The following is a 22,242-nucleotide window of genomic DNA, read 5'->3' as shown; positions in this document are numbered from 1 at the left end:
ATATATTTAGTTAAAGATTATTCTTACCTATTACCTAAGTCTAAGTATTTTTCAAAGTAATCAGCAATGTCTTTGAGTTCTTGGCGGTAGTGATCGTCGTCTTTTTCGGTAAGGATACCATAGCCATAACGACGGAAGTCCTGTAGTATATCCGAGAGTCGGTTGGAGATGAGTTTGAGCGTAATATGCACGTTGTCTTCCGTGCGATTGGAGAGATAAAGTCCTAAAAGCGTCCCCCCGTTTTCCTCTACAATTCTGCTAATTTCAGCAAACGAATAGCTCAGCGCATCTTTCTCCAAGATGAGTACCCGACCCGCTTCTTGTATAAAAGGCGTTTTGGTGAGTTGTTGTATAAAGTCTCCCAAGTAGTAATAACCTATAAATTGCTGATCCTCATTTATTACGGGGAGCATATCGGTGTGATAGGAAGCGAAAGCCTCTATTACGGTATCCCACGTAGCAGTTAGCGGTACAAAAAAGCGTTCTAACGCATATTGATAATCGGCTACTATTGCTTCTTTATCGTCCTCATCTACCGCTTCTTTGCGGAGTACCCCTATGAAAGAATTGTTTTCGCACACGGGCAAAGCCGAAAGCAAGTGCGCTTCAAAAAGCAAATTCACTTCCTCTATCGAAGTACTAGGGTCTATATGTAAAAAATGTGTTGTCATATTCTTACTTCTTATCTCTTATCTAATCAATAACAATCCGTTTTGATTTGTCCTTTGTTTTGGTAGTAACTCAGCGGTTTTTCTAAATGCTCTCTACAAATCGTCTCTAAGACTTCGGTAACTGCTTTCTCCATCGCAACCGACCCGCATATCATTATAATTCCTTTGTTTTTGAGGAGTTCAGCAAAGAAAGGAGCTTCTCTTCGCAAGATGTCTTGCACGTAGAATTTATCTCCTTCACGCGAGAGAGCTTGCCAATAGTTGGCTATCTTTCCTTCGCGAATAAACTGTTCTATATAAGGGCGGTAGATTTCCAAAGAGGCTTCACGGCGGCAACCCCATATCAGGGTGATAGGTTTCTTTTGGGTATTTTCGGCTATCATTCCCATAAAAGGCGCCATCCCCGAACCATTGGCAATGCACACCACTTGAGGTGCTTTTTTAGGAAAATGGAAGTGTTTGTTGACTACCAAAGCAGCTTGCAATGTATCGCCTATTTGCAAATTGTTCAGCAGGTTAGACACTACCCCTTGTGAATGTAGCTTCACGCTCAACCACACATCTCCTTGGTATTTGGCAACCGAATAGAGTCGTTCGCGCCCATCTTCTGGGGTAATGCCCAAAAGGTCGCCAGATACAAAACTACTTTTTTTGGAAGGGCGTAGCGCTATTAGGAAAATATCGTCGTCCATTACGGGCGTTTTCTCTGTTACGGTGAAAGAGAGCGGTTTGCGCTGAGGTTGTACGCTGAAATCATCAGGCAAAGCCAAAGAGAGCTTTTGTGCCATACCCCAAGCCGTTGCCCACGCTTTAAACTGACCAAAATCTTGATCGTTTACGGTATGCAAAGGCAGTGCACATTCAGCTTGTGCAGTAGCCGACAATAGTTGGTCTACTTCTTTGGCATATTTGCAGAAATCGGGGTAAGAGTCAGAGCCAAAACCGAGTACGCTATACGCCAAAGGTTGTGCGGGGAAATATTTCGCCCATAGTTGCGCAAAGTGAGTCGCATTGATAGGCGCCTCGCCATCGCCATAAGTGCAAGTAAATACAATGAGTTGCTCTGCTTTAGCAAAACGAGTGTAGGCATTCATATCGGTCAGGTAGGAGCGCTTGCCCAAACGGAGGAGTTCGTTGTGGAAAAGGATAGCAAACTTGCGGGTGGTGCCTCCTTCGGTGCCTACTAACACAATGTATTCACATTCGCTTTTATCAAACGGATTGTTGATGCTTTTCTTTCGTTTGCTGAGGGTCATTGCAAAGCCAGAGTAGAGGAAGAACAACAGCGCCACACACGAGAGCAACAAGACGGTTGCCCAGAAGTAATGCCCTTTGCCGATGTGCAGGGTGCGCACCAAATACGCCAAGCCTTTGTAAGGAGAAGTGGAGGTGCTAATCACCTCACCCGTAAACTGATTGACTACTATATTTTTATCGATGAAATCTACTTTATAGATTTCTTCTACATCTTCAAAAGCAGGAAATTCTACTTGACGCACTTCGGCGAGAGGTACTTGGAAAACGGGGAAGTCTTTAGCGGGTCTTGCGGGTGTTTCTTGTAGTGTGCTAACATCGTAATTGTGTTCGGCTTTGAACTTAGGAAACACTCCCACTGTTTCGAGCATCATATACACCCCCGTGAGGGCAATGATAAAGATAGGAACGAGCGCCCAGCGCCCCAGAGCACTGTGGTAATGATTGTAGAATTTTTCTTGAGGAAGTTTGTGGAAGAACCTGCCCCAGCGTTGTTGTTTGCGGGCGATGAGCCATATACCCGACAAGGCTACTACACATAAACACAAGGCTGTAAGCCCCATAATCACCCGTCCCGTTTTGCCCATATAGAGCGAGCGGTGTAGTGTTTTGACAAACTGTATAAACTTCGAGGGTTTGTAATTCCCTTTGATGACTTCCCCCGATTGTGGATGGATAAAGAGTTTTTCGCCCTCAGCCGTCTCTATTTGCACAAAGTGATTGCGGTCGATAGAGAGTTTGAGTGCATCTATATTCTTTTCCTTCAAAACGGCAATGGTTTGGGCAAGGGTAGTGCTTTCAAACGCTGCACTTTTGTAAGGCAACGTTTGGTTATACACCGATTCACCAGCTAAGATAGCCCCTGTAAGAGCCCCCAGCAGTATGAATACCCCTGCTATCAGGGAAAGAATTAAATGAAGTTTACGCATAATAATTACGAATTACGAGTGACGAATTACGCAAAGACGATTTGTTGATGTGTTAATTTGTTTGGCACGAGCTACAAGCTCGCGCCAGCGGTATGATTATCAAGGTAATCAACATTGGCAAAGTCTGAAACTTTGGCAAAGTATAGCGATGCAAATATGATTTAAAAATTTTCGGACAATCTCAGCATCACACTTTTCTTACCTCTTATCTCTTACCTAACTCAAACCGTATTTTCTTTGCATTTTTTAACGCCTCGTGGCTGATAAAATAGGATTTGTAAGGCTTGTCGTCGATGTAAATATTCTTAATGTAAATGTTTTCAGGTGAAGCATTACTTTCTATTACCAAATCACCAGCAGGATAGTACTGCGGGTCGCGTTTAAGGGTGATTTTGGTGAACTTAGGCGAGGTGAAAGTGTAGTTAGGCTCAGATGGGGTAATGGGGTAGAAGCCTGCCATTCCATAAATGAGCCAAGCCGACATTACCCCTGTGTCTTCATTGCCTGGGAGTCCCGCAGGTTTGTTTTGGAAATACTCATTGATGAGTTGGTCTACTTTCTGTTGGGTTTTCCACTCTTTGCCTTTAAGGAAGTTGTAGAGATATGGATAAGCAATATCGGGTTCGTTTGCCATATCGTACTGTTTACTGTCGAAAATATGGTCGAGTTGCTTTTCAAAAGGTTTTTCACCACCCATTAGCTTGATCATTCCTTTTACATCGTGGGTTACCATATATACGTATTGCCACGCATTGCCCTCGATATAGCCCACATTCTCTTCAAAATTAGCCCCACTTTCGGGGTTGAAAGGCGCATACCACTTGCCATCAGCGTGACGTGGACGCAATAAATGGGTTTCCTTATCGAATAGTTTTCTATATGAATAGGCTTGTTTGTTAAACTTCTCGTAATCGGTTTTTTTGCCTAACTTCTTAGCTATTTGCGCAATGGCAAAGTCAGCCGCATTATACTCTTGGGTAGTAGATACCGGACCTCTTACACCCCCATCTACACTCAGGTAACCCAATTTCCAATACTCTTTCACTCCTGAGCGTATAGGGTTATTTTCAAGGGTATTCGCCCCTTTGAGCATCGCCTCGTAGGCAGTTTGTATATCAAAATCGGTGAGACCGCGCAGGTAAGTGTCGGCTAATACTATGCTGGCAGGGTCGCCTACCATCGTAAAGGTTTCTGTAGAATTGAGTTCCCATTTGGGCAGCCAACCGCTTTCTTTGTAGATATCGAGCATCGTGCGCACCATTTGCAGTTGCTGTTCGGGATAGAGCAGGGTGAGCAATTGGTGGTAATTGCGATAGGTATCCCACAATGAGAACACCGTATAACGCTGGTGATTTTTGCCTATTTTGTTAGTCTTGCTCTCAGGATAATCACCATTCACATCGTTCAGAAGGTTGGGGTGAATAAGCGCGTGATAGAGCGCTGTGTAGAATATCGTTTTTTGGTCGTCGGTACCCCCTTCTACGGTAGCGCGTAGGGCATCGTTCCACGTTTGGCGAGTAGTGGCATACACCTCATCGAAAGTGCGGTTGCCTATTTCTTTTTCAAGGTTTTCACGGGCGTTGGCTATGTTCACGTACGAAATACCCACTTTGAGTTCCACGACTTCCTCTTTGTCAAATTTATAGCGGAAATACGCCCCTATACTATCGCCTACTACCTCGCGGGCAAATTGTTCTTTGAGGCGAGTTTCGCCATTGTACCACATCCATTGGGCTTCCACCCCTTGGTGTTTTTCTGGCTGATGCCAAACGCCATACGAAGGAGCTACTTTGTTTACTTTGGCTACAAAATACACTGGATAAGCTAGCTCCGGACTGTTATAGCAGAAAGTCCCTACCATACGCATACCTTCCACCTCGGTAGGCGATACAAATTTGAGCATCGCGCCCTTTTCGTTAGTGAGCCCAAGTCCGAGATTGATGAGCAAATTAGCTTCTCCTTTAGGGAATTGATAACGAGTGATACCTGCGCGGGTGGTGGCAGTAGCTTCGGTTTTGATATGGTATTTAGTGAGGAAATTGCTGTAATAACCTGCTTTGGCTACCTCATTTTGGTAGGTTGAGCCGTATTTTAGGTGATTGATTTCCAATTTACCAGTGGTAGGCATAGCGATAATCACCCCCAGTTCAGGACAACCCACCCCGCTGAGGTTCACATGGGTAAGCCCCGTGAAGAATTTATTTTCATTTACATAAGGATTAGAAAGCCAGCGACTATCTTTTTCAAGCGGAGCTTTCACTCCCGTAGTATCGAAAGCCACGTTAAAGGGCGAAATGCTAAGCATACCGCGCGGAGCAATAGCCCCAGGGTGCGTAGCACCAAAATTAGAAGTACCAATAAGCGGATTGATGTAATCCACGGGTTGTTGTTGTGCGTGTAGTGATAAAGCCACCCACAAAGTGGCAAAAGAAAGAAGTTTCTTCATTCGTTCAGAACTCTAAATGGTTAATCAGGCTACAAATGTACGATTATTTTTTGAAGTTACAACCTTATAAGTTCCTTTTTAGAAGAAAGGCAGAAAATTCTATTTCTGAGCTCTTGCACGATCTATCAAATGATATGATCGTTCTACAGTATATGCGTTTAATAATAAGTTTTTGGCATTTCTACCCAACGCATCTAAGTCAGACATTAATAAGTTATCAATAACTTTTTGCATCTGTATTAAATCGCCTGAAAGTACTTTGTACCCGCATTGTGCTTCCTCAATTACATCTCCTATATCTGTGTGAGGGTCTGTAGCTGCAATCACGGGGAGTTCCATTTCGAGGTAAGAAAGCAAACGCGAAGGGAAATTAGGAATTGTAAAACGTTTGTCTAAGAAAATAAGCCCTACATCACAAGAAGAAAGCAAGTGGTCGTAATCATCTTTTGGAAGAGAAGATAAGAGCATTGCATTTTGAGGTTTTTGCTGTTCAAACCAGATTTTAATTCTGTGGTATTCGGTGCCATTACCTACTATAAGAAAGTAAACATCTTCATTTTTAGTAGCTTGTATTGTTTCTAATAGAAAATCTAAGCCCTGAGGTTTGCCGAGATTTCCCCCGTATACAAAGATTTTCTTATCAAGGGGAAGGTGGTATTTTTGCTTAATAGCCTTGCGTTCTCCTTCGCTTTTGTCAAAAGAAATAGGCGTAATACTATTAGGGTTGATTTCTACTTTTTGCTGTGGAATTTCGGGGTGATGACGCAACAAGAAATCTACATTTGCTTGAGACATACACCCTATGGTATCTGAGATTTGATAGAGTTTCTTTTCTTTTTTGACGAAGATTTTATGCAAGAAGCTACCTTCCTTCATCAAGCCCAAGTCTACTGCATTCTGTGGGAAGATATCTTTCAAAAGCAGATAAGTATATGCTTTATCGCGTTTTTTAATATAAGAAATAGGCTTCAGTAAAGTAATGGGAGGAGTGGTATACAGCACCATATCAAACTTCTCATTCGATAGATATTTTTTAATAGCCCATAAATATTGATATTCAATAGCTATAGTACCTATACCTTTTTCTAAGATATTAGTTTTCTGTATATTAAAAGTTTTTACTTGCAGAAGTTTTATACCATTAGTTTCTATCAGCCGAGTAGGTATTTTTCTTCGGCGCTCTAAAGGGGTAACTATAGTAATATTGTGACCTTGATCGCGAAATTCTCGCAATAGGTCTTGATAAATACCGCGTTCCTCAATAGTATTGATTTCTGATAAAGTGAGAAAAAGAAGATGCATTATCTATATTTTTTCTTGCCAAACGACTCTTTTTACATAATCAGTATAAGAAATGATGATACGCACTACTTTTTCTGATACATTAGGCATTGAATAATCGGCTACAGGGCGATAGTTGCGCTGATCGCCTATCTGTTGTTGCAATACTTGTGTGAGTCCTTGCATAATGCGATCGGGTGATAAACCTACCATCATTACAGAGGCTTCTTCCATTGCTTCAGGACGTTCGTGAGCTTCACGAAGATTTAAGGCGCGGAAATTCAGTATAGAAGATTCTTCTGAAATCGTACCGGAATCACTTAGCACTACATAAGCTTTCTGTTGTAAAGCATTGTAATCGTGAAATCCTAAAGGTTTTAGGAATTGTATTTCGGGGCGCATTGCTATTTGTTTCTTGTCTATCATATTGCGAGTACGCGGGTGAGTAGAGACAATGATGGGGTAATGATACTGCTTGGCGATTGTATTGAGAGCATTCATCAAGTTAGTAAAGTTTTTTTCGGAATTGATATTTTCTTCGCGATGGGCTGATACTACAAAGAATTTACCTTCCTCTAAACCTAAAGTTTGTAACACTTTTGATTTTTGGATCTCAGGTAGATAGTGGTGTAGCACTTCATACATAGGAGAGCCTGTTTTGATAACTCTATCGGCAGGAAGTCCTTCTCTGAGGAGGTACTCACGGGCAATGCTTGAATAGGTGAGATTGATGTCGGAAATATGATCTACGATTTTTCTATTAGTTTCCTCGGGTACTCGTTGGTCGAAACAGCGATTGCCTGCTTCCATATGGAAAATGGGTATATGTTTTTTCTTAGCTGGAATCGCACACAGGCACGAATTAGTATCGCCTAACACTAAAAAAGCATCGGGCTGGAGTTTATCTAATACGGGGTCTATTTTAATGAGGATGTTACCAATGGTCTCGGTAGCAGTTTTACCTGCTGCTTCTAAGAAATAATCGGGTTTGCGGAGTTGTAAATCTTCAAAAAAGATTTGATTGAGCTCATAGTCGTAATTTTGACCAGTGTGCACAATGATATGTTCTATAGCCTCAGAAGCGTCTAAGGCTACGAGGACGCGAGATAAACGGATAATTTCGGGGCGAGTGCCCACTACAGTTACTACTTTTAATTTTTTCATACTTTTAGAAAATAAGTGTCGGCATTATCGGGGTTATATGGTTCATCAATCCAGAAGATAGTGTACAAATCATCATTTCCTATGTTGGTAATATTATGAGTATACCAAATAGGCATATCTACATAAGCAGGTTCATTACCCTCTAAATAGAAATCTAATATTTCTTGAGTGTCTATTTTTCGCAACTGAATTAGGGCTTTTCCTTTGATAACTGTAAAACGTTCTATCTTGCGGGTGTGGTAATGATTGCCTCGAGTGATATTAGGGTGTGTAGTAGAGAAAGAACATTGTCCTCCAATTCCTAAACGGATGACTTCTACAAAAGCTCCACGATCATCGGTATGTTGAGTGAGTTTGACAGGAAAATGACTCTTATGATCTATATATGAGCGAAAGGTATTGAACAAGTTATGTTCAAAAGGATTTTTAAGGATGGGTATTTCTCCTTTCTCTAAATAGCACTCTTTAAACCCTTCTAAAAGTGTTAATACTTCTGACACTTTTTGAGTGCTGGTGTGAGGAACATATAAACTTGCAGTACCTTTTTCTGCACGTATTTCGTTGATGATAAACATCACGAGTTCTTGTACATAAATGAGATTTACCTCAGCATCAGTGGCGATGGAGGGTGTTTGTCTATGAGTGAGTTGATAGCAAAAAGTTGCAATAAACGAGTTATAAAACGGCTTGCCAAAAGCACCAAATACATTGGGAATGATGAGACCTGTAGTTTTTCCTCCACAGTTTTTAGCCCACTCATTTAGAAGCTCTCGCGCTACACGTTTAGATTTTCCATAAAGGTTTTCTCGTTCTTCTTGAGTAGAAGATGATATAAAAACGTGTGCCTTACTTTCAGTTTCTTTAAGTGCTGTTATGAGCTTTTGAGTAAGAGCGACATTTGTATCATAAAGCACTTGTTCACTCTCGTGACGATTGACAGCTGCCAAGTGCACTATCACATCACATTGAGCTACAAACTGTGCTAATGTATCCTCACTTTCAAAATAAGCATCCTCAAAGGGGACACGTTCAAACTCATTTGGATAAAGCTGGAGTGTGTTGTACAAATGACTTCCTATAAAACCTTTTTGCCCTGTAATACCTACTCTTTTCATCTGTTTAATATTTTTGCCAATCTACCCATAAATCTTTGTCGTAACGCCAACTATCTTCATAGGCTTCAGGAACTCTTTTCCCTGAGAAAACTAATAGAATACTCCCATCTTCTCCTGCTTTGATACAGTTGGCATAGCCTTCGGGCACACAAACTATCTTACTGTCTTTTTCGCTGAGAGGTATAATATCGGCTACCAAATCTGTAGAAGGTTGTTTCCAATTATCTATTTGCACAAGAGCTATGGTAAAACTGCCTTTCACACAATAAAACCATTTCTTTTCGTGCTGATGTCCGTGCCAGCCTCGTACTACGTTTTTATCGGGGTGGTGGATAAAATAAAAGCGTTCAACCCCCTCAAAAACAAAGTCGTTTAGTGAACTTATTTGTCCTCGGTAGTCTGTAAATATTTCTCCTTGTATGGTTTTTACTTCAAACATTGTATATCGTTTTGTATTTCTTCTAGTTTTAGCAATAGAGATTTCATCTCCTCTACGCTTAAACGGGTAGTATTATGAGAGTGGTAATCTTCGATGAGGGACACTTTTTCTTGCCCATCTTTGAAATACTTATCGTAATTTAAGTCGCGAGTATCACACGGAATGCGGAAATAGTTACCCATATCTTCAGCGCGAGCCATTTCTTCACGAGCTACTAAGGTTTCATACAATTTTTCGCCGTGGCGAGTGCCTATAATCTTCACTTCAGTATCTTTTTTGTAGAGTTGTTTGAGCGCTTCGGCTAATACGGTAAGTGTAGCAGCAGGGGCTTTTTGCACGAAGAGGTCGCCGTTATGTCCATTTTCGAAAGCATATAGGACGAGATCTACAGCATCGGCTAAAGTCATCATAAAGCGAGTCATATTAGGGTCGGTTAGGGTGATGACTTTGTTGTCTTTCATTTGTTCTATCCATAGTGGAATAACTGACCCTCGAGAAGCCATTACATTGCCATATCGAGTACAGGAAATGGTTGTTACAGCATTTTCTCCTAACTGACGGCCTTTAGCAATAGCTACTTTTTCCATCATTGCCTTGGAGATTCCCATTGCATTGATAGGGTAGCAAGCCTTATCGGTAGAAAGTACAACTACATTTTTCACTTGATAGGCAATAGCTGAGTTGAGTACATTTTCTGTTCCTAACACATTAGTTTTGACAGCTTCTAAAGGGAAAAACTCACAAGAAGGCACTTGTTTAAGGGCAGCAGCGTGGAACACATAGTCTACTCCGGACATAGCTATATCTACAGAGGCTCTATCGCGTACATCGCCTATATAGAATTTCACTTTAGGGTTTTGCAAGGCGTGGCGCATATCGTCCTGTTTTTTTTCATCGCGTGAAAAAATGCGTATTTCTTTGAAGTGATCGGTAGGGAGGAAACGCTGTAATACAGCATTCCCGAAAGAGCCTGTTCCTCCTGTGATAAGAAGGGTTTTATTTTTTATCTCCATTATTATGATTTCAATCGCTGGATTAACTCATTTATTTTATTACTAATCTTTTGTACAGTTGGTCGCTCCTCTTTGCCGATAGCTTGCTGAAAGGCCTGTTCAATAGCTTTTTCATTTAGTGGGTCAAAAACAATACTCGGTTCACATATCTCGTGCATATAAGGCAAATCTGCCCCTATTATTTTACATCCACATTCTATAGCCTCTACAATTCCCAGTCCAAAACTCTCTGCCAATGAAGGAAAAATATGATATTCTGTGCACTGATACGCCTCTATAAGGGTTTTCCTATCCACAAAACCTATATTTTTTATAGGAAATCCTTCTGCAATACGATTGTCAATCAATTGCGCGAGTTCAGGAAATTTATCAGCATCTATTGTTAGTATGAGATTGCCTTGGCGATGTTTGTTATAAAAACTGCAAAAAGCATTAATAAGACGTGTATGATTTTTATAGGGTGTCCCTGTGCTTGCAAAAATAAAGCTATTTTTTGTTTTAGAAAACTTTTCTGTCAAATCTTCATCTCTGTAAAAAGGCAATTGTTTGATTTTCTCACTACTGATAATCTTTTTTCTCTCTATCTCTTCCTGCATCAAAGGGGTTTGTACCCATAGTTCATCAGTATTCTTTAGTAAGTATCTGAAAATAGGAGATTTTATATAGAACCCTATATACATTTTTAAGGGAATATCAGTTGGTATACTCAGAAAAGCGCGCTGGTGAAAATAAGTAAAAACAGGTATAGAGAGACGAGTTAAAGGACCTAAATTTCCAAAACAAAGTACCTTATCAAAATATTTCTTGTGTTTTCTGTAAAACTGGTTACGCGTTATGAGCGATGCTTGTTTATAATACACCTTATTACTACTTTTGATAGCATATGGATTTTCTTCCACACGTTTATCAAATAGGTAACAGAGGCTGAGTTCGGTTGCTTCTAATTGCTCAACAAGATAGTCTAAAAGGACTTTTCCTCCTCCATTGTTGATGTATAAGGCATCTATAAGTATCATTTCAGTTGTTTGTATAAAGTAATATACTGCTCAGCTACAGCAGTAGCGGTATATTTTATCAAATTTTGCTTTCCTTTTGCTATGAGAGCTAATTTTTCAGTATCCGATGCCTCCAAGAGGGTCTGTATAGCTTGTCGTATAGCCACTACCGAATAAGGGTCAACTAAAAGCCCTCCGCCTCCACAAAGCTTGTCCATAGGGGCTATTGATGAGGTAACAACCAATACATTCTGTGCTTGTGCTTCCAATATAGGCAATCCAAACCCCTCATAATACGAAACAAATAGGAGTATATCCGCTTTTTTATAAAGAGCTAAAAGAGCTTCTTCTTCTATGTTTATATAGTTCTTATAAGCAATTTTATGTTCTTTCAATAAAGCTTCTTGTGTAGCCGAAAGACGCCCTACTATGTCAAGAACTATATCCAATCCTTCTAAAGCCTCAATAGCGCGTTCTATATTTTTGTTCTCACGAGTGCCTACGATGAGTACTTGTGTAGTAGTATTGTTCTTCAAGGCGTCAAAAGGATTGATAGCCATTGTGATACAGTTTGGAACTACTACTACTTTATGAGCTACCGAAGGCATCAAACAGCAAATTTCTTCTTTTGTATTTTCTGAAATAGCTGCGATAATTTGTGCCCGCTTGAAAGGCAAATATACCCAAAAAAGTTTAAATACCAAAAAACGCAAGAAAGGTAATTTTCTATATAACCCTAAATCGTGTACGGTAAGCACTGTTTTTCGGCTTTTTAACCCAATAACTGAAAAGTGTATATCTCCTGTTATATGTACTATGTCGTCTTTTGCTACTTGTCTTCTAAAAAAAAAGATAGCTTTAAGTACATTCCACAAGCCGTTATTATATGGGTTTTCTACCTCTCGCAGGGAAAGCCCCTGTACTGTGATAGCTTCTTTTATAAATCTAAACAACCGCTCAATGCTGCGTTCATTAGGATTTCGTTTTCTATTAAAAAATGTTATATTCATCAGTACATATTTCGTTCATATTGCTGGTTATACCACAGTGATTTATAAGGCTTAAACAAATCGGGATACACCTTAATAGAATTGTGCATCATCCAGATACTTAATGCAAAAAGTGCTAATATACTCACTACTTTCTGCCAGCGTTCTTTCAATATGTAAAGAATAGATGTTAATAGCACACCTTCCACTATGTTGAAATACATACTTCCTCTACTCACTATAATCGATAACGAACTACCAAAAAGCAAGTAGAGCACGAGTGATATCAAATACCCATTCAGTAGCAAGTTGTAATAGGGATATACCTTTTCTACCTTATCTCGTATCCATAAGAAAAATACGGCAAATATTGCTCGTTTGGCTATTCCCAGAAGGCTTAAAGGCGAAACTACGGCTGTTGAATAATGTTCAGTTCTAAGATGTATAAAATCTGAAAAAAAACCAATAGATTTAAAAAGTATGGAAGGAAGTGTACTGAATCCTATAAAGAAAGAAACAATCAGTACTATAACAATATGTTGCCACTTAAATTTCCTATTTATAAAATAATAAACACTTCCCAAAATAGTGGTCAGGTGTATTGACATAGAGGCTACTATTACTCCAAAAAACCACCTATTACGCGCTATTACCATCGGCAAACAATAAAGTACAAGAGCCACTGTGAGCAACTGCCTATTGGAACCAATCATTCCTAAACTCGAAGCAAATAAAAACAAATAACTACTGATGGGATATTCAGTGATTTTCCTTAACCCATAAATTACTAAATAATAAAATATTGTAGCGTGTAGAAAAAGAAAAACGCTATAATTATTAGTGAACAATCGCACCAAATAATTGAGAAACAAATAACCTATTTCCATAATGAATGTACCTTCATACATCGCTTTATGCAAATACTCTGAAATATTCTCAAAGACTTCTTTATAAGGCTCCCAATCAGTACCTGTACGCCAGCGCAAACCTACCAAAAATACCGACAATAGGTAAGTGCTCAAAAGCAAATATTTTTGCAATAAAATATTTTCTTTTTTAAAAACCTCTAAAAAAGAAAACACTAATAAAACGGATAAAAATAAAATGTATATCTCCATACTTACATTTCTAATAGCTGAAACATCTCTTGCATTCTTATATCATAGGTGTGATGAGTTAAAAAATGAGCTTTTTGTTTCTCTGATAACTGATGTCTCTCTAAGGGCTTATCTAAATAATATCTTATCAACGATATAGCTTCATCTATATGTTTGAAAGTAAATTTTTCAGCGGGTATGCCTGTATATTCTTCCAAGGTAGGTTTATAATCACATATTTGGAAAGCTCCCATACCTGCTATCTCAAAGAACTTAGCATTCACCGATTGAATTTCAGCATAGTGAAAATTATTAAACACTATCTTACTTCCCAACAATACTTCTGCTTTTCTTTTTCCTGTGATAAATTCGTGTTGATATAAAGAGTTAATAGTAGGTAATGAGACTCGCTTATCAGCTGTACCAAATAGTTTCACTGCAATACCTACTTTTACCAATCGTTCTACCATTTTTGCTCTATAAGGATAAAGTGTCCCAAAACAAACTACATCTATATCGATGTTTTTCTCTAATGTTTTTCTATCTTCAAAATTATAAGTGTGTATACGCTGATTAAAAGCCTCTGGCAAATAGAAAACCTTTAAACCCATTTTATTCTTCATAAAATCTACAATAAAAGGATCTTTTGTAAAGTATGCATCATAAGGCGATATAAATATCTGTTGTCTTTGAAAGGTTGTAAGTGCATCGGGATTTAAATGTACAACCTTTGTATTAGGCAATTCTCGCTTGATAAACCTAATACAATCAGGATGAATAAATCTATAAGTGCAAATTACCAACTCAGGATGTTCATCTACTATACGTTTGGCTATTTTCTTAAATATACGAGCGTCATACCCTTGAAAAAACTGTTGCAACCAATAATTATAACGCAAGGGCAACCTGCTTACATCTTTAATATCAATATGAAAAACAGTATGCCCTAAAAAGGTTAGTGAATCATTTAAATGGAATTCTAAACTATCATAGTCTTTACTTCCTAAAAGTGCTATTTTCATCTTCCGTAGTATTTAAAAGTAATTTATACTTTGATGTCGCATATAAACAATATATAATCTCAGATAGTGCCGAAATAGTTATCATTATCCCTATTGTAAAAATACTTCTATTAAATAACAAAACAAAAGCACTTATCACAAAACTAACCAAAGCTATAAGCTGTGTTTTGGTAACCAAAAAATTTTTCTCATTAGGGATAAACACAAAATAAGTATAGGCGCCCACTATTAGTCTGCTCAAAATAGTACTACTTAACAATATTGCCATATAATGAGCTTCAGCCATACTATCTCCTCCTAATAAATGTACGGCATAGCCTCCTAACAAAGCTATCCCTAGCATTGTAATCATCGATAATATATATTCCCATCGTATGATTTTCTTTATAGCATTTGCATTATTATGTACTACTATTTTTGGAAAAATAGCTGCATTAATGCTCATAAATATTACGCGAGGAATATAAATAATCTTATTGGCTAAATCATATATTGCTACTTCTTTCATTCCAAATAAAGCTCCTATAATTACGGGGATACTGTACTCCTTTAAAGAGCCTGCCAAATAACTGTAAAAGAAAGGTAGTGATTTTTTAAAAACCTCTTTCAGTTCTTTCAAAGCTATCCAGCTCACATACAATTGATATTTAATATGTATAATAACAAAAGAAATAATGCCTGCTAAAAAAGTAGTTCCTGCTACAATAAATGAATATAGCATTAAATCTTCTTTTTCTTTTACGAAAACAAATATAAAAGGTAAACTCAATATTTTTACTGCCAATTGCAACATTGTTTGCACTCGCATTTGTTGTATCCCTTGAAAAAACCATTGTGGAAATAAAATATATGAATACACAGTGCTAAAACAGCTTATAAATATCCATTTATTGTTCCAAAACAAAGGGATACTAAATAATAATATAGCAAAAACTATTATGGAAATCAAAAATAAGTAGTTCTTAGCTGTAAAAACCTCTGATAATACTCGTTCAAGTTTTTTTTTATTATTTACATTTTCTGCAATCAACTTAGTAGCTGGTAAATCAAATCCAAAATTGATAAAGAATATGAAATAAGCAGCTATAGAAGAAGCAAAAACGTATAAACCATATCCTTCCCCTCCTAAAACTCTTATCAAATAAGGGTAAATAAGTAAATAAAACAATGTATTTAAAAATTGTAGCAATGTCATAAAAAAATAATTCTCTACAATCTTTTTATTATTCTTGATAACCCCTTTTATATTTTTTAAAAAACTCATTTCGCCACCAAACTAAGATTGCAAAAGTAGCAACTCTGCCGAAAAAAAACAACAAAAAGGACGTATTTTTATTTTTTGAGTATTGATAAACAACTTCTCAGAGAGACTCTGAGCATATCGGAAGGAAACAGAAGAAATCGGAAGAGAGCTGAGAGAATATTTGGTGAAAAAAGGGTGTTAGGAGGGTGGGGTTAGCTTATAGGAAGCTTATACGAATCTTGGACGATTGGTATAGAAAGGGTATATAAAAAATTGATTCATAATATGATACAACGAGTATAAAAATGAAAAAAATAGGGTTTCGAGGCGAAAGAAAGAGAATTCTCACCCCGTCCCTCTCCCAAGGAGAGGGGGAATGTAGGGACGGAAAAGAGAAGGGATAATTAGAGAATTAGCAAATTAGAAAATTAGTAAATGGGGAGGTGTAAACTACAAGGGCAGTTATAACTTTCGGCAAAAATCGTAGCACAATAAGTAAAAAAGCTGCTAAGCGAGGACTTAACAGCTTTTTTTATTATTTATCCTGAATAGGTATGTACACTCATTTGTGCCGTTGGCAAGTAGTTAACGCCAAACCAGCAGATGAGTAACAGTATGAATGCGAGCCCTACAATGATAAAACTCTGAAAAGGTTTCTTTTCTTTGTGATTGTACTTGTGGTGGAGATATACCAAATAGCCGAGCCAAGTGATAAACGCCCAAGTTTCTTTAGGGTCCCACGTCCAATAGTGTCCCCACGCTTCTTTTGCCCAAAGGGCTCCAAAAAGCAATCCAAAGGTGAGAAATACATAACCTATTTTTACGAGTTGGTCGATAACAGTAAAGATTGATTGTACTTCTTTTCCTTTTTTATAGCGATAAATGCCATAGAAAGCGGTAAGTGAAGCCATACCCAACATCGCATAAGCAAAGATATACACGATTACGTGTGGAATGAACCACACGCTCTGTAAGGCAGGCATCAGGGCTTTGTTCATTGTATCGGGGTGGGTGTAGGTAAGTACTACAAACACAATCCCCATTACAGCCGAATAGCTAAGCATCCACTTTTGACGATAGAGCCAATAGATAGCACAGCCTATGAGCCCCATAAAGAAAGCATACCAAATACGCGTTTCGGCAAGTGTGCGCAATGGCGGACGGTCTAAGTTTTGCCATAAGGCAACAATAAAACCTCCTATGGTTAAGGTAGCTACCAAGTGAGCTGCAATACTCACTCCTCTAAGCGCTTTGCTCTTGCTGTAGATAAGCGCACCTGAAAGTAGCCACAAAGCTACTGCGATATATGTTATAAGATTAAAATAATGCCACATTTTTAATTAACAATTGACAATTAATAATTAACAACAGCGCTAGCTGTTACTTGTTAGCTGTTTTAGTTTTTACTTCAAAGAGTAGAGCAATACCGCCAGCAAGTAGTAAGAAAATTCCTACATAAACGACAGGTAACCAAGGGTCGGAGATGAGTTCGACGACACTGAGTTCTGACCAACGTCCCATACGCTCGTCGTAGCTCAATTGGTAAATACGCCAACCGCCTACACTGATAGGGTGATTCACCTCTATTTTTTCTTCTAAAACTTCTTGTTTTCCTTTTTGATATACTAATACCTCAGATTGGAATTTACGTGCTTCGGCAGGAGCCATTACCAAGGTATGCTCATCGTCTAAATGAATGGCACGGGGTGAGAATTGGAAGTTTCCGGCAGAAATCCAATCGGTTTTCTTTTTGTGAGTACGAAGGTCTTCTACGGTTACCTTAGCTGCATTGGTCGCACCCCACATCGTATGATTGATGTAGGTACTATCGGTATCGGGAATGGCTTTTTCGAGATATTGGTGAAGGGTGATTTTCCAGTTTAGCAGGGTTGCATAGTCGCCGTCTTTTTCGAGCATAAAGCCTTGAGGTTTTTCGTGAGGTAGTGCTGAACCTGTACTATCAATCACAAATAGTTTGTTAGGATAAATATCAATACTGAACTCTTTGAGTTCCATTGCAATGGGGAGTTCTACCATTTGATTATCTTCAGTAGTTGCACGCCATTCGAGCTTATCCTTATAGAGGTTCATTTTCAGACGTATAATATCTCCCTGACCTAATACGCCAGCAAACATTGTAAGCCATAAGCCAAAGTGGTTGAGGAGGAAAGGTATGTTTTTACGTTGGTAGACCATCGAGCGTTTGAGGATAGAAAACCAGAGGTTCATCAGTGCCAATACGAAGATAATACCAAAATACCAAGTTTTGGTGAGGTCGTCTAAGCCCAATTTGCCCACAAAGCTATGAGCTACCTCTTGAGGATTTACGTTGATGCTCCCCAAACCAATGGTGAGAACCCCAAGGGTTACGACCGTAACAATAGCAAAAGGCACTGATGAAAAGCGCACGATGAAGTTTGTTTTTCTAAAAATAAAATATACAGCTGTAGTGAGTACCACAAAGGCAAAGCCTCCTATTACATTGTAAGGAAAGCTAAACCAACTTTTGCTGATACTTCCTAAGGTAAGTTGTAGTATCAGCCCTATGATAAGGGATATGCACGCTACGAGAATAGCGAAAGGATATTGTTTCATAGTTAGGTAAAAGATAAGAGGTAAGAAATAGGGGCGAATGTAATTCGCCCCTACTCGTCATATGTCATTCGTAATTTGTTAAATTACTTTTGGGTTACTAAGCGTCCTTTTTCTTTAGCTTCTTTAATCCATTTAGGAACGATAGTTTCTAAGAATTGCTTCTTAGCAGCTTCTTCTTTAGGGATATCTAAGCCTATTTCTTTCTGAGCCTTAGCTTTAGTGCTGATATCAGGCATCACGAAAGCGGTTTTGATGTTTAGTTTTTCTTTAAGCACATCTAAATTATTTTCAGCTTGATAAGCATAGATAAGACCATCGCTAAGGAGGCGTTCAGATTCGATAGGAGCGTGGAAAGCGGCACCGTGTGAAGAGTGTACCATATCCCAACGCCATTGTGATTTGCGGATAAGTGCCAAAGTAGGTTTCATTTGTTCTTCAGTAGCACCGTTATCCCACAAGAATTTAGCTTTAAAGTGTACTTTTGCTAATTGTTTTTCGAGTTTCATACGCATACCATATACAGCATCTTGGCGATCGTATACGTTTTTCACCAATTCTTCTTCACTTTGGCGGTGACAAGTTTGGCAGCTTGCTGATACGTTACGCAAAGGGCTACTGATTTGGTGATCAGTAAATTTCACAGCACCATCAGTTTTGTAAGGCATATGGCAATCGGCACAAGAAACGCCGCGTTGTCCGTGAATACCGAGTTGAGAAAGTTCATAGTCGGGGTGTTGTGCTTTGAGGATAGGAGTACGGCTAAGTGGGTGTACATAGTCAGTCCAACCTTCTGCATCGTAGTACTCTTCCATCTTTTCAACAGTCATACCTTTATCCCAAGGGAAAGTAAGATATTTTTTATCACCTTTGAAGTAGTACTCTACGTGGCATTGCGCACACACAAGAGAACGCATCTCTTGATGAGTAGCTTTATTGATATCGCGACCTTGACGTTTGAAGGCTTCTTGTAAAGCCAATTGACTTACTTGCAATTTCATAGTTTTAGTATCGTGGCAAGTAGCGCAACCGATAGGATTTACGATTTGGCTACCCCATTGATCCCAAGGTGCGCTGTAATAAGTTTCAGCACCTACTTCTTTGATTAAACGAGGCACATCAGGGCTTTTACAAGTCCAGCAAGTACCTGGTTGAGGAGAGTGAGTTGAATCAGTAGGGGCACCAGTACGGAGGATTTTAGTAACGTCTTCAATAGCGTGCATATGTCCGCGTGGAGCGTTGTACTCTTTAGAGAATGAATACCCTGCCCAAAGGATTACCATTTCGGGGCGCAAAGCGAGCAAATCATCATCTTGACTACTCATATACTTAGAGCGGAAAGTAGTGTCGGCAGTAGCTGCCCACGAAGCGTATTCACGAGGATAGAACGGTTCGTAGAGCTCGTTGCGGCATTCACCCTCTTTAAGGTTATTACCACCTCTAGCTATTAACTGAGCTTCTGTTGATCTGTTCATTATCGAATTAGCCAATAGACCTAATAAGAAGGTAACTATTGCTAATAAACCTGCAATTAACCAATGTTTCTTTTTCATCGCTGTATAAATTATATTTCGTTTTTTTTAATTATTTGATTTTTCTCTGTTTTTCACCATTTTGTCAAGCCAATCAGGAGTGTTGCTCGGCATATTGTCCACAATAGGCACAGGTGAATGAGGAGCAGCATTAAGCCCTCTCACACGGCTGTGAGGTACTTCGCGGTGGCAGTCCCAGCACAATTTACCGTTATCAGCGTGTGCCATTTTAGCAGTCACCTTGCCCGCTTGCACTTCACTTACCAAAGTACTATGGCAACGAATACAATTTTCTTGTACCACTGTTTGCCCTGGAGTGTGCATCTTAATCACTTGTGGTTCCATACGGAAGGTGAACATTGTAGCGTGGCGAAGTCCGTCGTTCGCTTTAAAATAATATTTGCGAAAAACGTTGTCGTGAGGCACGTGACAATCGTTACACACGGTATTGCGACCGTGCGAAGAGTGCATCCACGTAGCGTACTCAGGCTCCATAATATGGCAGTTCACACACGCCTTGGGGTCGTCGGACAGATAGGTATATGCTTTGGATATATAGAAAATATACCCGCAAAGCCCTATCAGTATCCCTACTAACGAGGGAATTAAGAAACGAAACCATCGTCCTTTTTTAGTAGATGGGGTGTTGTTATCTGTTGTCGCCATTATATAAAAAATATTTTTTTCGTTGCTTTTCGTTGCTTTTCGTTGCAAATGTAAAATAGTTTCCTTACATTTGCAAAAGAAAATAAAGATATATCCTTATTTTATTGTTATTCTAAATAAGAAACTTTGCTCTTGTGTCTTATTTTCAGTATTTTAACCTATTTTAAACGTAAAATATTTTAAAAACACTATACCAATGAAAAAACATTTATTATCATTTTTTGCTTTGGGTACCGCTTTCGTTTTGTACCCCTCTTTAGCAACTGCGCAGGTAGAAAATCCTCCTGCCCCTAATGAAGGTGTTCCTCCTCCACAACCTCCTATGGAAGAGATGATGACACCTCCTCCTCCGCCCCCTGCCGATAACGAGTTCACGCTATCAGCACAAATTCGTCCGCGTTTTGAGTACCGCAATGGGGCATATCGCCCTTTAGTAGAAGGAGAATCGCCTGCTATCCTCACCAACAACCGCGTGCGTTTAAACTTCGACTATAAGCATAGCGACCGCCTACATTTGTACGTTTCTCTTCAAAACGTGAACGTTTGGGGGCAAGCACAACAAGTACAAGCCGTCGATAGAACAGGCGGTATGTCGGTTTTCGAGGCTTATGCCGAAATCCCTCTTGTGAATACCCTTAGCGCAAAAGTAGGTAGACAAGTGATTGCACTGGACGACGACCGTATTTTCGGCTCTCTCGATTGGCACCCTGCCGGACGTAGTCACGATGCAGTGAACCTCAATTGGACACCTTCTGAAAAGTTGACACTTCGCGGTTTCTTTGCTTATAACCAATCGGGAAGTACCACGACCCCTACTCTAAATGTAAATACTCCCAGCGGACAGAATTTTACTCCAGGATTGGGTCAGGATTACCAACACTTGCAAGCTCTTCATGCACACTATAGCATCAGTGAAGCGCACCAATTGTCGCTCTTGTTTGCTAACTTAGGTTACCGTACTAATGACAGTGCTGACCAAAATATGCAAACTTTCGGAGCACACTACACTGGCAAAAGTAACCAATTGACCTATGGTGCTTCTGCTTATATGCAAACTGGTAAAAACGCTACAGGAGCCGATAAAAGCGCTTATATGTTTGCAGTGAACGCAGGCTACAAGTTCTCTCCTATCTTTGGCTTAACCGCTGGAGTAGATTACCTCAGTGGCAACGCCTCTGATGACAATTCTAAAGACAAGAAATTCAATCCATTCAGCGGTACTAACCACAAGTTCTACGGCTTTATGGATTATTACTATGTAGGTTTCACTCCTTCTGTAGGTTTGCTCAATCCTTATCTCACTGCCAATGTGCGCACTGGCGAAAAGAGCAACCTCAGCGCTACTTTCCACTATTTCGCTCCTGCTGCTAAATTCGAAGATGGAGGTAAGAAACACAGCAGTTACGGTAGTGAAATCGACTTAGTGTACAACTTAAAAGTACAACCTTTTATAGGGTTACAAGTAGGTTACTCTACTTATTTTGCTAACGATGGCACTAAAGCCCTCAAAGGTACTGCTAACCAACGCGGTTACCAAGACTGGTTCTGGTGTAGCCTAAACATCAATCCTAAATTGTTCTCTGCGATATTTTAATTGTATTGAACTATAATAAAAAGAGGTAAGAATTGCCATAGCATTCTTACCTCTTTTTTTTTTGCTAAATTGTTCACTACATCTCTCTCCTACCTTCGCTTTACCTTCTCCTTCCCGTCGCTACATTCCCCCTCAGAGAGAGGGCTAAGGGGAGGTTATCCCCTATTGCCTATGGCCTAAGGCCTAGTGCCTCTTCCTCT

Annotated in this window: 18 protein-coding genes; 1 reads left to right on the top strand and 17 read right to left on the bottom strand. The window is 39.3% G+C overall.

Going from position 1 to position 22,242, the window contains the following annotated elements; all coding sequences use genetic code 11:
* Positions 1–23 precede the first annotated feature (23 nt).
* The 17 genes from HMPREF9072_RS00360 to nrfH all read right to left on the bottom strand — a co-directional run bounded on the left by HMPREF9072_RS00360 (position 24) and on the right by nrfH (position 20,448).
* Positions 24–671, bottom strand: a complete 648-nt coding sequence (locus HMPREF9072_RS00360; RefSeq protein WP_009409956.1) for a CBS domain-containing protein — start codon at positions 669–671, stop codon at positions 24–26.
* Between the two features lie 26 nt (positions 672–697).
* Positions 698–2,854, bottom strand: coding sequence for a PepSY domain-containing protein (locus tag HMPREF9072_RS00355; RefSeq protein WP_009409955.1), 2,157 nt, complete (start codon positions 2,852–2,854; stop codon positions 698–700).
* 205 nt (positions 2,855–3,059) lie between these two features.
* On the bottom strand, positions 3,060–5,300 hold the full coding sequence (locus HMPREF9072_RS00350; protein WP_009409954.1) for a GH92 family glycosyl hydrolase: 2,241 nt from the start codon (positions 5,298–5,300) through the stop codon (positions 3,060–3,062).
* A gap of 99 nt (positions 5,301–5,399) precedes the next feature.
* Positions 5,400–6,602 (bottom strand): glycosyltransferase family 4 protein, encoded by a 1,203-nt coding sequence (locus tag HMPREF9072_RS00345; RefSeq protein ID WP_009409953.1) that lies wholly within the window; start codon positions 6,600–6,602, stop codon positions 5,400–5,402.
* Between the two features lie 3 nt (positions 6,603–6,605).
* Positions 6,606–7,745 carry a non-hydrolyzing UDP-N-acetylglucosamine 2-epimerase gene (wecB, locus tag HMPREF9072_RS00340; protein WP_002674923.1) on the bottom strand — a complete coding sequence of 380 codons (1,140 nt, stop codon included), beginning with the start codon at positions 7,743–7,745 and terminating at the stop codon, positions 6,606–6,608.
* A complete protein-coding gene (locus HMPREF9072_RS00335) occupies positions 7,742–8,860 on the bottom strand; it encodes an NAD-dependent epimerase/dehydratase family protein (RefSeq protein WP_009409952.1) in 1,119 nt (372 codons plus the stop codon). The genes wecB and HMPREF9072_RS00335 overlap by 4 nt, the downstream gene beginning before the upstream one ends.
* Positions 8,861–8,864: 4 nt before the next feature.
* On the bottom strand, positions 8,865–9,299 hold the full coding sequence (locus HMPREF9072_RS00330; protein ID WP_002674919.1) for a WxcM-like domain-containing protein: 435 nt from the start codon (positions 9,297–9,299) through the stop codon (positions 8,865–8,867).
* A complete protein-coding gene (locus tag HMPREF9072_RS00325) occupies positions 9,287–10,312 on the bottom strand; it encodes a polysaccharide biosynthesis protein (RefSeq protein ID WP_002674917.1) in 1,026 nt (341 codons plus the stop codon). The genes HMPREF9072_RS00330 and HMPREF9072_RS00325 overlap by 13 nt, the downstream gene beginning before the upstream one ends.
* A gap of 2 nt (positions 10,313–10,314) precedes the next feature.
* Complete coding sequence (locus HMPREF9072_RS00320; protein ID WP_009409951.1) at positions 10,315–11,328, bottom strand: glycosyltransferase; 1,014 nt, start codon at positions 11,326–11,328, stop codon at positions 10,315–10,317.
* The gene (locus HMPREF9072_RS00315) at positions 11,325–12,317 is read right to left on the bottom strand and encodes a glycosyltransferase (protein WP_009409950.1); all 993 of its coding nucleotides are present in this window, start codon (positions 12,315–12,317) and stop codon (positions 11,325–11,327) included. Before HMPREF9072_RS00315 ends, HMPREF9072_RS00320 begins: the two co-directional genes overlap by 4 nt.
* Positions 12,317–13,414 carry an EpsG family protein gene (locus tag HMPREF9072_RS00310; RefSeq protein WP_009409949.1) on the bottom strand — a complete coding sequence of 366 codons (1,098 nt, stop codon included), beginning with the start codon at positions 13,412–13,414 and terminating at the stop codon, positions 12,317–12,319. Before HMPREF9072_RS00310 ends, HMPREF9072_RS00315 begins: the two co-directional genes overlap by 1 nt.
* A 2-nt stretch (positions 13,415–13,416) precedes the next feature.
* On the bottom strand, positions 13,417–14,415 hold the full coding sequence (locus tag HMPREF9072_RS00305; RefSeq protein ID WP_009409948.1) for a glycosyltransferase: 999 nt from the start codon (positions 14,413–14,415) through the stop codon (positions 13,417–13,419).
* Entirely contained in the window at positions 14,390–15,679 is a 1,290-nt protein-coding gene (locus HMPREF9072_RS00300; RefSeq protein WP_009409947.1) for an oligosaccharide flippase family protein, read from the bottom strand. Before HMPREF9072_RS00300 ends, HMPREF9072_RS00305 begins: the two co-directional genes overlap by 26 nt.
* A 518-nt stretch (positions 15,680–16,197) precedes the next feature.
* Positions 16,198–16,992 (bottom strand): cytochrome c biogenesis protein CcsA, encoded by a 795-nt coding sequence (ccsA, locus tag HMPREF9072_RS00295; RefSeq protein ID WP_009409945.1) that lies wholly within the window; start codon positions 16,990–16,992, stop codon positions 16,198–16,200.
* A gap of 46 nt (positions 16,993–17,038) precedes the next feature.
* Entirely contained in the window at positions 17,039–18,253 is a 1,215-nt protein-coding gene (locus HMPREF9072_RS00290) for a cytochrome c biogenesis protein ResB (RefSeq protein WP_009409944.1), read from the bottom strand.
* Between the two features lie 83 nt (positions 18,254–18,336).
* The gene (nrfA, locus tag HMPREF9072_RS00285) at positions 18,337–19,803 is read right to left on the bottom strand and encodes an ammonia-forming cytochrome c nitrite reductase (protein WP_009409943.1); all 1,467 of its coding nucleotides are present in this window, start codon (positions 19,801–19,803) and stop codon (positions 18,337–18,339) included.
* A 27-nt stretch (positions 19,804–19,830) separates the two neighbouring features.
* Positions 19,831–20,448, bottom strand: a complete 618-nt coding sequence (nrfH, locus tag HMPREF9072_RS00280; RefSeq protein WP_009409942.1) for a cytochrome c nitrite reductase small subunit — start codon at positions 20,446–20,448, stop codon at positions 19,831–19,833.
* A gap of 196 nt (positions 20,449–20,644) precedes the next feature.
* Between nrfH and HMPREF9072_RS00275 the strand changes: the two genes are divergently transcribed.
* A complete protein-coding gene (locus tag HMPREF9072_RS00275; RefSeq protein ID WP_009409941.1) occupies positions 20,645–22,042 on the top strand; it encodes an alginate export family protein in 1,398 nt (465 codons plus the stop codon).
* The last annotated feature ends 200 nt before the right edge of the window (positions 22,043–22,242 follow it).

The sequence above is a fragment of the Capnocytophaga sp. oral taxon 324 str. F0483 genome (assembly GCF_000318315.2).
Taxonomy (GTDB): Bacteria; Bacteroidota; Bacteroidia; order Flavobacteriales; family Flavobacteriaceae; genus Capnocytophaga; species Capnocytophaga ochracea.
The sequence above is the reverse complement of the archived record's forward strand: the minus strand, read 5'-3'. Positions and strand labels throughout refer to the sequence as shown.